We start from the raw sequence: 11330 nt of genomic DNA on the forward strand, positions 1-11330 counted from the left end.
CGCAGAGGCCCCGGAAACAGTTGCGCGTGCCGATGCTCAGTTGAGCTTCGGGTTGAGCAGCGCGTCGATCTTGGGATCCTTCATGTTGGCCTTGGTGACCAGGTTGGCGCCGGTGTCGACATTGGTCTCGACCTTTTCGCCCTTGGAGGCGGCAAGCGCGGTCTTGATGCCGTCATAGCCCATCCGGTAGGGATCCTGGACGACGAGGGCGGAAATGACGCCGTCGTTGAGGAACTTGATCAGCTTCTCGTCGCTGTCGAAGCCAACCAGCGCCAGCTTGCCGCCGAGGCTGTTTTCGGCGACAGCCTGCCCGACGCCCTGCGCCATGATCAGGTTGGAAGCGAAAATACCCTTGAGGTTCGGATTGGCGGTGATCAGGTCGGTGGCGATGTTGAGGCCGGTGGTGGCCTGGCCGTCGGCATATTTGTCGGCGACCAGCTTCAGGCCCGGATATTTCGCCTTGAGCTGTTCGATGAAGCCCTGCTTGCGCTGTTCGAGCGAGCCGGCGCCAGGCGTGTTGGTGATCAGGGCAACGTCGCCCTCGATCTTGCCGCCATTGGCTTCGCCGATGGCCGCTGCGAGGCCGTCAGCGGCGACGCGGCCGCCCTGGACGTTGTCAGTGGTCAGGAAGGAGGTGAAGGCCTTGGAGTCGGCGCCGGAATCGATGCCGATAACCTTGACCTTGGCGGCGGCTTCGTCGATCGGCTTGCCGAGCGCCTTGAACTCGGTCGGCGAGATGACGATCGCCGCCGGATTGCTGGCGACGGCGTTTTCGAGGATCGAGATCTGGCCGTTTACGTCGGTCTCTGCCTGGGCGCCGAGCTCCGGCACGTTGACGCCGAGATCCTTGCCGGCCTTGCGGGCCCCGGCCAGGACGATCTGCCAGTAGAAGGACGTGGTGTCCTTGACGATGATCGGAATGGTCGCGTCCGCCGCCGAAACCGGCGCCGAGTGCATGACGCCGGCAAGCATCGACGCGGCCGCCAGCGCCATGACAGCGCGGCGATTGAGAATGCTGGTCACGAATTTCATGGAATTCCTCCCTAGGTCGCCCGGTGAACGATACGGAAGCTCGGTTCGGATAGGCGTAGCCAAACAGAACTTTATCAATAAAAAACAGTTGCAGTATTTTGATAGTGCATCGATCCGGTCGATGCAAGCGGTGTTTATGCCATCCTCGGGGCATGGCGGTCATGACAGCACTGGCGCCTTGCTCTCCCCACGCTGCCCGACGCTTCCGTTTCGTGTGACTAACGTATGGAATATTAATTCCATAAATTAGTCAATATAGAATGCCCGTTCCTTCTTCGGTTCGCGGGATCGTGAAGCCCCGCGATCGCACGCCTTCGCCCGGGCGGGCCGGCGGCTTCATGCCAATTCCTGCACCACGGTGTAGGGGCGGTATCTGGCGTAGTCCGCCTGAGGCACGTCGACATCGAGCAGTTCGAGATTTCGGGTCAGGTTCGCCAGCTTGGCGGTGCCGGTCAGCACGGTGGCGACCGAGGATTCCTGGAGGGGGAACTGGAACGCGGCGGCGGCGAGCGGGTAACCACCTTCGGCGGCGATCCGCTCCATCGCGCCGACGCGGTCGAGCACGTCACCGCTGGCGGGCTTGTAGTCGAAATGGGCGCCCTGCACCGGTCCGGTCGCCAATATGCCGGAGTTGAATACACCGCCGATGACCAGCGAAGTCTGTCGGGCGCGGCAGAGCGGCAAAAGTTCGGCTTCGGCGCTGCGATCGAGCAAGGAATAGCGGCTGGCGAGCAGGATACAATCGAGCGGCGCGCGACGCATCACGTCGAGACATATCCGGACTTCGTTGACGCCGAGCCCGTAGGCGGAAATGACGCCGGAGTTTTTCAGTTCTTCGAGCGCCTTGAGCCCACCGTCCATCAACTGGCGAAAGTGCATTTTGGTCTTCTCGACGCCATGCGTGTACACGCCGATGTCGTGCACAAACAGGATGTCTATCCTGTTTAGACCAAGCCGCGCATAGCTGAAGTCGACCGAGCGCATGATGCCGTCATAGGAATAGTCGTAGTCGAGCGCGAAGGGCAGCGGATCGACATAGGAGTGATCGGGAACCTGATCCTCCGGAACGGGCCGGAACAGGCGCCCGACCTTGGTCGACAGCACATAGGAATCGCGCGGCTTATAGCGCAGGAAGTCGCCGAAACGCCGCTCCGACAGGCCGAAACCATAGAAGGGCGCGGTGTCGAAATAGCGCAGGCCCGCCTCCCACGCGCCTTGCAACGTTTCCATCGCCGCCTCGCGCGAACAGGCGCGGTAGAGCCCGCCGATCGCGGCACCGCCGAAGCTTACTTCGGTGACCTCGAGCGCCGTCTGGCCGATGCGGCGTTTTTCCATGCACAACCTCCCCGTTGCCCGCCATTATCCGGCGCGGCAGATTCCAAGACCTCAAGCCGCAGCATTCCAGGAAAGTTCGCGGCCACTTTCCGGACTGCGCGACTTCAAAGAGTTAGAGCGTCGCGCCGAGATGCCAGGGCACGAACTCGTTGTCGCCGTAACCGAAATCCTCGCTCTTGGTCTTGCGGCCGGAGGCCGTCTCGACGATCAGTTCGAAGATCTCGCGGCCCATGCCGGCGATGGTCTTCTCGCCGGAGGCGATGACGCCGCAATTGACGTCCATGTCCTCTTCCATCTGATGATACATGGTCGAGTTGGTGGCGACCTTGATCGACGGCGTCGGCCGGCAGCCGAAGCAGGAGCCGCGGCCGGTGGTGAAGACGATGATGTTGGCGCCGCCCGCCACCTGGCCGGTGGCGGACACCGGGTCGTAGCCGGGCGTGTCCATGAACACCAGCCCGCTGCCGGTGACCTTTTCGGCATAGCCGAAGACGCCGTTGAGCGGCGTCTGGCCGCCCTTGGCGACCGCGCCCAACGACTTCTCCAGGATGGTGGTGAGGCCGCCGCGCTTGTTGCCGGGCGAGGGGTTGTTGTCGATCGAGGCGCCGTGCTTGGCGACGTGGTCTTCCCACCACTTGACGTAGCCATCGAGCTTCTTGGCGATCTCGGGCGTCGCGGCGCGATAGGCGAGCAGATGTTCGGCGCCGTAGATTTCCGTCGTCTCGGAGAGAATACCGATGCCGCCGACGCCGGCCAGGATGTCTACCGCAGCGCCCAGCGCCGGATTGGCCGTGATGCCCGACATGCCGTCGGAGCCGCCGCATTGCAGGCCGACGACGATCTCGCTCACGGGGATCGGTTCGCGCTTGAGCTCGCCGACTTCCTCGGCGATCTCGGCCAGTACGCCCATGGCCTTTTCGACCGATTTGCGCGACCCGCCGGCGTCCTGGATGTTGAAATGGCGTTTACCGGCGGCTGCACCCTTCTGGCCGTACAGCGTGAGCTGGTTGACCTCGCAGCCGAGCCCGACCATCAGCACGCCGCCGAAATTGGGGTGGCGGGCATAGCCGGCCAATGTGCGGTGCAGCACCATCATCCCGTCGCCGGTGGCGCTCATGCCGCAGCCCTGGCCGTGGACGATCGGGACGAAGCCGTCGATGCCGGGATATTTTGGCAGCAGCGTGCGGTTGGCCGCGTCGGCGATGGCGTGGCAGACGGTGGCCGAACAGTTGACGCTGGCGATGATGCCGATGAAGTTGCGCGTGCCGGCGCGGCCGTCGGCGCGGCGATAACCCATGAAGGTGCGGGCGCGGTCGGCCTCGGTCGCATGCTCGGCCTCGCTTGGCGGCACCACCGGCAGGCGGCCGGCCTCGAACACCAGATTGTGCGAATGGACATGCTCGCCGGGCGCGATGTCCTGCGTGGCGCGGCCGATCGCCTGGGCATATTTGACCACGGCGGACCCGGCGGGAATCGGCTTGATCGCCACCTTGTGGCCGGGCTCGATGATAGCGGCGGCAAGCGCTCCGCCGGGCAGCGCGGTGCCGGTCTCGATGCGGCCATTGGCGACCGCGACATTGTCGGCTGGGGACAGAAGAATTGAGTTGGAGGCGTTCACGGGCGTTTCCTGGGGTGATCCTGGGAGGCGCGGATTGACACGCGCTTGTTAAGAGTTAATGTCTTTTATCGTGAAAAAACAGTTTTACGTCAATTGTTTTTTCCGGCAGTTCCTGTGCGCCTGGATGAGTAGCGGCGCTGCAACAGGTAAGCGAGCCCCTCGGCAAAGCGATTCCGCTTTCGAGGGCGATAGGAACGTCATATTTGCGCTTCAAGCCGGCCGCCGCAAGCGCCGGCCAGCGATGGGTCAGGGCATGTCGAAGAGCAACAACGTCTACAAGGATGCCTATAACAGGTGCCTCAGGCTGCTCGACGAGACGCGCAGCCTGCCTTCGGAACCGGAACTGGGTACGCTGCTCGGCGTCAGCCGCACCACAGTGCGCAGCATCCTGGCGCGCATGGAAGAAACCGGGCTGATCGCCTGGAACAAGCGCGCCAAGACGGTGCTGCGTGAAACCCGCCCCGATGATTTCTTTCCCGAGGAAGAGACCGACACGCTGGCCGAGATCATCGAGCGGTCGTTCATGCGCAGGCTGCTTGCCGGCGGCGCCGAGGCCGGCATGCAGATCAACGAGCTCGAACTGGCGCGCGAGATCGGCGTCGGCACCACCAGCGTGCGCGAGTTCCTGATCCGCTTCTCCCGCTTCGGCCTGATCGAGAAGCGCCGTAACAGCCATTGGGTGCTGAAGGGTTTCACCCGCGCCTTCGCGCTGGAGTTGACGGAAATCCGCGAGATGTTCGAGCTGCGCTCGGCATCGGCGTTCACCGCACTGCCGCAGGACAGCGCGGTGTGGGTCGATCTCGACAATCTCGAAGAGGAACACCGCGGCCTCGCCCGTGACATCGCCACGCGCTTCAACGAGTTCTCGGAGCTCGACGAGCGCTTCCATCGGCTGATCCACCGCGCCTCGCACAACCGCTTCATCGTCGATTTCTATGATGTCATCGCCATGATCTTCCATTACCACTACCAGTGGAACAAGGCGCAGGAGCGCGAGCGCAACGAAATCGCGATCGGCGAGCATCTGGCTTATATCGCGGCGCTCAAATCACGCGACCTGGGCAAGGTCGATGCCGCCTGCCGCAAGCATTTGAAGTCGGCGCGCCAGACGCTGCTGACCTCGATCCCCGAGAGCCGGCACCCACAGAGGCCCTGATCGCGCCGCGTTGCCGCAGCACCGATTTGCCGATTTTCCGTCTCTTGCTGCCGTGGTAGACATCTTCCGGTGATCGCTTGAAGATGCAGATGGTTTGAACAGGCAAGTCATTTGACCAAAAAGGGGAGACGGTGGAGCATTCCGGTCGCGCTTGTCGCGGCCTACCTGCTGCTGCTTCAGTCGACGCTGAGCGCATTCGCCTTCGCCACCGGACCGGCCGCCTCGCAAATCGACGCCTTCGGCAACGTCATCTGCACCCACGAGGGCACTGCCCAGCTTCCCGATGGCGGCCCGCATCCGTCACATCTGCCGGCATGCTGCATGCTGGGCTGCAGCATGGTTTCAGCGGCCTTTGCGCCGCCACCCGATGCCGGGCTTGCGCTGGCCTCGCTTTCGTTCGAAGCCGTCGTTTTCATCTTTCCGGCGGCCACGCATCTCGATTTCGCGCGCCAACGCTCGCCGTCGAATCCGCGCGCGCCGCCGCTTTCGGCCTGAGCCTGCTGTACGCCCGGCGGAACCTTCCGCCGGTGCTTTCATCCAAAGAACGAATCGTTCGCGACCGGCCAACGGCGCGATCCCCTATTCATGGAGCAAACCATGTCCCAAGCTTTTCATATCGCGGCGCCTCCTTCGGGCGGCCGCACCAAATTCCTGCGCCGTTTCAATGAACGTGTCGGCCTTGCCGTGCTGGCGTTTGTGCTCTTGTTCTTCGGTGCCCAGGCCGTCTGCGCGCATGAATTCAAGGCCGGCGATCTCGAGATCGAGCATCCCTGGTCGCGCGCGACACCCACAGGCGCCAAGGTGGCCGGCGGCTATTTCACCATCACCAACAAGGGCAATGCACCCGACCGGCTGCTGTCGATTTCCTCCGACGTCTCCGAAAAAGCAGAGCTGCATGAAATGGGAGTCAAGGACGGCGTCATGACCATGCGGCCGGTGACGGGCGGCCTGGAAATCCCGGCCGGCGGCAAGGTGGCGCTAGCACCCGGCGGCTATCACCTGATGTTCATCGGCCTGAAGCGGCAACCCAAGCAGGGCGAAGAATTCGCCGCCACGCTGACCTTCGAAAAGGCTGGCGCCGTGAACGTCGAGTTCGCTGTCGAAGGCATGGGCGGCGGCATGGACGACCACGCCAATTGACCGCGCCATCCACAACTAGTGAATTCAGAGGGACCATCATGAACAAGTATCTTTTGTCGGCCGGCGCGCTTCTGGCGCTGGGAACCAGTGCCGCCTTCGCGCATATCACGCTCGAAACACAGGAAGCGGCGGTCGGTTCGACCTACAAGGCCATCCTGCGGGTGCCGCATGGCTGTGACGGCAAGGCGACGACCGCCGTGCGCGTGCAGATCCCGGAAGGGGTGATCGCGGTGAAGCCGATGCCGAAGCCCGGCTGGACGCTGCAGACCAAGAAGGGCAAGTACGAGAAATCCTACCAGCTCTACGGCCAGGCGGTGGCCGACGGCGTCAAGGAGGTCGATTGGAGCGGCGGCAATCTGCCAGACGAATTCTACGACGAGTTCGTCTTCCGTGCGATGCTGACGGCAGACCTCCCGGCGGGTCAGAAACTCTATTTCCCGGTGGTGCAGGAGTGCGATGGCGCCGCCGACCGCTGGATCGAAATCCCGGCGGCCGGGCAGGACGAAGACGCCCTGGAGAACCCCGCGCCCGGCATCGAGCTCACGCCGAAAAAGTAAGCTCTCGCGGTGCGCTCCATTGTCAGGAGCGCGCCGCATTTCATGGCAATGACATGACGGTGATATTCCCTTCCAGGACGGTTCGCGCGACCGGCAAGCTCATCGGCCGAGCTGCCATAGGGCTGCTGACCTTGGCCATGCTGATTGCCGTGGCCACGACAAATCAGGCCTTTGCGCACGCCGCGCTGATCAAGACCGATCCGGCCGACGGCGCCGTGCTGTCGCAGGCCCCGGCGCAATTCGCGCTGACTTTCAGCGAACCGGTCTCGCCACTGGTGCTGACGCTGGTGAAGCCCGACGGCACGCCCGTTCCGCTGACGTCCTTCCGCCTCAGCGACCAGACCGTCGTCATCGACGATCCGCAGGCACTCGGATCGGGCACGCATGTGCTGAGCTGGCGGGTCATCTCCGCCGACGGTCATCCGGTCGGCGGCTCTCTGCTTTTTTCCGTCGGCGCGGCGAGCCAGCCGCCGACTGTTTCCGAAGCCGTCGACTGGCAATTGCGCTCGGCGATCTGGATCGGCAAGGTCTGCCTCTATATCGGCCTGTTCCTCGGCGTCGGCGGCGCCTTCGCTCTCGCCTGGCTGGCGCGAAGTGGCCGCGCCGGACAGCGCTGCGTCGCCGCCGCAATCCTGTGCGGGCTTGTCGCGGCACCCATGTCGCTTGGCTTTCAAGGGCTGGATGCGCTCGGCGCACCGCTCTCGCATATGGCGCAGCCGGCCATCTGGACCGCCGGTCTCGGCACCAGCTTCGGCTGGACGGTGTTGATCGCGTTGATCGCGCTGGGGCTCGGCCTTTTGTCGCTGGCCGGACCGCGCGCGGCCGCCAGGCCCCTCGCGCTCGCCGGCCTGGCCGGAACGGGCCTCGCGCTCGCGGCCAGCGGCCACGCGAGTGCCGCCGAGCCGCAATGGCTGACGCGGCCGATGGTGTTCCTGCATGGCGCGGGCATTGCCTTCTGGGCCGGCGCGCTGGCGCCGCTCGGACTCGCGCTGAAACGGCAGGATGCCGAAGCCGTCACGTTCCTTCGCCGGTTCTCCGCCGCTATCATGCCGGTGGTGGCCTTGCTTGCCGCCGCCGGCGTGGTGCTGGCCGTCATCCAGGTGCAAACACCCGCAGCGCTGGTCAACACCGCCTATGGCCGGCTGCTGCTGGTCAAGCTTGCGCTGCTGGTCTTCCTGTTCACGCTCGCCGCCGTCAACCGCTGGAGATTGACGGCAATGGCCGAGGCGGGGGCGACGGAAGTGCGGCGCAGGCTCACCCGTTCGATCGGCGTCGAAATACTGATCGTACTCGCCATCTTCGGTGTTGCCGCCGGCTGGCGCTTCACGCCGCCGCCACGGGCGCTGGCGATTGCCGCGGCGCAGCCGGTGTCGGTTCATATCCACGCGCTGAAGGCGATGGCCGACCTCAGCATCACGCCCGGCCATGCCGGGCCGGTCGCCGCCTCGATGATCATCATGACCGGCGATTTCGGGCCGCTCGACGCCAAGGAGGTGACGCTGGTGCTGTCGAAGCCGGACTCCGGCATCGAGCCGCTGAAGCGGGCCGCGACAAAGCCCGGCGACGGCAGCTGGCGTGTCGACGATCTCGTCATCCCGGTCCCTGGCCGGTGGATGGCGCGCATCGACATACTGGTCTCCGATTTCGAGATGGTGAAGATCGAGGCGCCGGTAGACATCAGGCCGTGATGGCTCTCCAACACAATTCGGCGAGGCGGTTGACGCGAGCCTGAAGGCCCGTCAATCATCCTGGCAGGATGCATCTTGGCAAAAACCCGGGCAATCGCGGGCTCGAACAAACAAGATCCGAAAGCAGGGAAGAAACATGGAAAAAGCCGAAATTGGCCTGATCGGCCTTGGCACGATGGGCTCCAACCTGGCGCTCAACATCGCCGAGCACGGGCACCGCATCGCTGTGTTCAATCGCACCAAGGCGCGTACGGATGCCTTTGTCGAGAATGCCGGCGCGCTCAGGGATATGGTTGTCCCCTGCTACAGCCTGGAAGAACTCGCCGCCGCGATCCGGCCGCCGCGTCCGATCATCATCATGGTGCTGGCCGGCAAGCCGGTCGATGAACAGATCGCCGCATTGCGCGGCGTGCTGTCCCATGACGACATCGTCATCGATGCCGGCAACGCCAATTTCCGCGACACGATGCGGCGCTTTTCCGAGCTGGCGGGCTCCGGCCTCACCTTCATCGGCATGGGCGTGTCCGGCGGCGAGGAGGGTGCGCGCCACGGGCCGTCGATCATGGTCGGCGGCACCGAGGAGTCCTGGAAGCGCGTCGAGAAGGTGCTGACGGCAATCTCCGCCAAGTTCAAGGACGAGCCATGCGCGGCCTGGCTCGGCACCGACGGCGCCGGCCATTTCGTCAAGACCATTCACAACGGCATCGAATATGCCGACATGCAGATGATCGGCGAGATCTACGGCATCCTGCGCGACGGCCTGGGCATGGCGCCGAAGGAGATCGGCGCCGTATTCGCCGGCTGGAACAAGGGCCGGCTCAACTCCTACCTGATCGAGATCACCGCCAAGGTGCTGGCGTCAGATGATCCCAAGACCGGCAAGCCGGTGGTCGACATCATCCTCGACCGCGCCGGCCAGAAGGGCACCGGCAAATGGTCGGTTATCGAGGCACAGCAACTCGGCATTCCGGCGACCGCCATCGAGGCGGCGGTGGCGGCACGCGTCCTGTCATCGATCAAGGACGAGCGGCTTGCGGCGGAAAAAGCCTATGGCAACATCGGCGTCACCAGGATTTCGGGCGACAAGGCAGACCTGCTCAAGGATCTGGAACTGGCGCTGTTCGCCGGCAAGATATCAGCCTACGCGCAAGGCTTCGCCGTGATGAGCGGCGCTTCGAAGGCGTTCAACTGGAACCTGCCGATGCCGACCATCGCCAAGATCTGGCGTGCCGGCTGCATCATCCGATCGCAGATGCTCGACACCATGGCCGAAGCCTTCGGCCGCGGCGGCGCTTCGACCAATCTCCTGATGGCGCCGGCCTTCATCACCATGATGCAGGAGGCGCATCCGTCACTGCGGCGTGTCGTGGCCAGGGCTTCCGAAGCCGGATCGCCGGTGCCGGCGCTGTCTTCGGCCCTTGCCTATTTCGACAGCTATCGCCAGGGCCGCGGGACCTCGAACCTGATCCAGGCACAGCGTGATTTCTTCGGTGCGCATGGCTTCGAGCGTATCGATGACAAGGGCGCCTTCCATGGACCCTGGGGGAGCGGCGCCGCCGGCTAGCGGTTCAGCGTTTCGCGGAACGGCGTACCGCTCTATCTCTTTGTTTTTTGGGCAATGCCTTAGGAAAGCTACGCGGGAATTGCTCTGGCGGCGGGGCTTCAATCAGCCGCGATAGGCCACAACTTCGCCCGGCGCGCTGAGTGACTGCAGCGAGCCGGGCGCCGCGCCGCCGATCCAGCCGAGCACGGCGCGGGCGAGCTCGGAGCCGGCCAGCCGGAAGTTCTCGTTGACGATCAGCAGTTCCCGGCGGAACAGATGCAGCAGTTCCGACGATTGCTTCGACACCACGTCGATGTCGCGGCCGAGTTTCAACCCGGCGTCCTCGATGCCGGCAACAATGGCAAGCGTGGCGGCCGCGGCGCTGCTGACGATGCCGTCCGGCCTGATGTCGCGCCGCATCAGCTGCGCGGTCCTCATCCTGATCTGCTCGATCGAGTGGTCGATCGAAACGGTGTTGAACGGCACCTCCGAGGCGCCGACTTCGCTCAGCGCGTCGGCAAAGCCGTTCACGGTGTGGCCGTGATAGGTCAGGCCTACCGGCGGCGTCACCAGAGCCAGCCGACGCCGGCCCAGGCCGGCCAGATGGCGCACCGCCTCGGCCGCGAAGGCGTAATTGTCGAAATCATGATAGGGGTGCACGAGCCCCATATCGGTGCGGCCGTGCGTTGCAAAAGGTATGCCGCGCTCCAGCATGTAGCGGGCCCTTGGATCGTTGGGCTGCGTGCGCGAAATGATGACGCCGTCGGCGGAGCCGGTCTCGACGAGATAACGCACCGGATCCAGCGGATCCTGTGAGCGCGAGTAGGGCGTGACGATCAGATGGTAGGGCGTATCGGCGATGACTTCGGTGACGCCGTAGATGATGTCCGAGACAAAGCTCATGATCTCGTGCTCGGTGTTGAGCACGAGGCTGATGACGTTGGTCTTGCCGGTTCGCAGGCGCACGCCGGCGCGGTTCGGCCGGTAACCGATCTGCTTGGCCACGAGCTGGACGCGGCGCCTGGTCTCGGCGCCGATCTCCGGCGCGTCCTTCAGCGCCCGCGACACGGTGGTGACGCCGAGCCCGGTCATGAAGGCAAGCGTCTTCAGCGTCGGCCGCTCCCTGGCCGACGTCTCGTCATCGCTGTCCGTGCGCCGTCTGTCCATTCGTCCCGCCCCGTCAGGCGCTTAGCAGCCGCCGGCCAGGCCGGCAATCGCCGCCGTCGCTCCCATGGCGCGTCTCCTTAGCTGAACAAGCCTA

The 11330-nt window shown here is 64.4% G+C and carries 10 protein-coding genes; 6 read left to right on the top strand and 4 right to left on the bottom strand.

Annotated features, from left to right (window positions below):
* Window positions 1-36: 36 nt before the first annotated feature.
* The 3 genes from FJ443_RS16800 to FJ443_RS16810 form a co-directional block, all read right to left on the bottom strand.
* Window positions 37-1032 carry an ABC transporter substrate-binding protein gene (locus FJ443_RS16800; RefSeq protein ID WP_140664958.1) on the bottom strand — a complete coding sequence of 332 codons (996 nt, stop codon included), beginning with the start codon at window positions 1030-1032 and terminating at the stop codon, window positions 37-39.
* 336 nt (window positions 1033-1368) lie between these two features.
* A complete protein-coding gene (locus FJ443_RS16805; protein WP_140522562.1) occupies window positions 1369-2367 on the bottom strand; it encodes an aldo/keto reductase in 999 nt (332 codons plus the stop codon).
* Between the two features lie 112 nt (window positions 2368-2479).
* The gene (locus FJ443_RS16810) at window positions 2480-3985 is read right to left on the bottom strand and encodes an altronate dehydratase family protein (protein WP_140513784.1); all 1506 of its coding nucleotides are present in this window, start codon (window positions 3983-3985) and stop codon (window positions 2480-2482) included.
* A gap of 253 nt (window positions 3986-4238) precedes the next feature.
* On the opposite strand from FJ443_RS16810, the gene FJ443_RS16815 reads away from it, so the two are divergent.
* The 6 genes from FJ443_RS16815 (at window position 4239) to gndA (ending at window position 10090) form a co-directional block, all read left to right on the top strand.
* The gene (locus tag FJ443_RS16815) at window positions 4239-5141 is read left to right on the top strand and encodes a GntR family transcriptional regulator (RefSeq protein WP_140558357.1); all 903 of its coding nucleotides are present in this window, start codon (window positions 4239-4241) and stop codon (window positions 5139-5141) included.
* 138 nt (window positions 5142-5279) lie between these two features.
* A complete protein-coding gene (locus tag FJ443_RS16820; protein ID WP_140549462.1) occupies window positions 5280-5636 on the top strand; it encodes a DUF2946 family protein in 357 nt (118 codons plus the stop codon).
* A gap of 102 nt (window positions 5637-5738) precedes the next feature.
* Complete coding sequence (locus FJ443_RS16825; protein WP_140522558.1) at window positions 5739-6281, top strand: copper chaperone PCu(A)C; 543 nt, start codon at window positions 5739-5741, stop codon at window positions 6279-6281.
* Window positions 6282-6319: 38 nt separating this feature from the next.
* Window positions 6320-6838: a YcnI family protein gene (locus FJ443_RS16830; RefSeq protein WP_140664960.1), complete on the top strand. Its 519-nt coding sequence runs from the start codon at window positions 6320-6322 to the stop codon at window positions 6836-6838.
* A gap of 53 nt (window positions 6839-6891) precedes the next feature.
* Window positions 6892-8526, top strand: coding sequence for a copper resistance CopC/CopD family protein (locus FJ443_RS16835; RefSeq protein ID WP_140664963.1), 1635 nt, complete (start codon window positions 6892-6894; stop codon window positions 8524-8526).
* A 115-nt stretch (window positions 8527-8641) separates the two neighbouring features.
* Window positions 8642-10090 carry an NADP-dependent phosphogluconate dehydrogenase gene (gene gndA / locus FJ443_RS16840; RefSeq protein WP_281405498.1) on the top strand — a complete coding sequence of 483 codons (1449 nt, stop codon included), beginning with the start codon at window positions 8642-8644 and terminating at the stop codon, window positions 10088-10090.
* A 102-nt stretch (window positions 10091-10192) separates the two neighbouring features.
* On the opposite strand, the gene FJ443_RS16845 is transcribed toward gndA, so the two are convergent.
* Entirely contained in the window at window positions 10193-11236 is a 1044-nt protein-coding gene (locus tag FJ443_RS16845) for a LacI family transcriptional regulator (protein WP_140500287.1), read from the bottom strand.
* Between the last annotated feature and the right edge of the window lie 94 nt (window positions 11237-11330).

The organism is Mesorhizobium sp. B2-6-1 (assembly GCF_006440475.1).
In the GTDB taxonomy this organism is placed as follows: Bacteria; Pseudomonadota; Alphaproteobacteria; order Rhizobiales; family Rhizobiaceae; genus Mesorhizobium.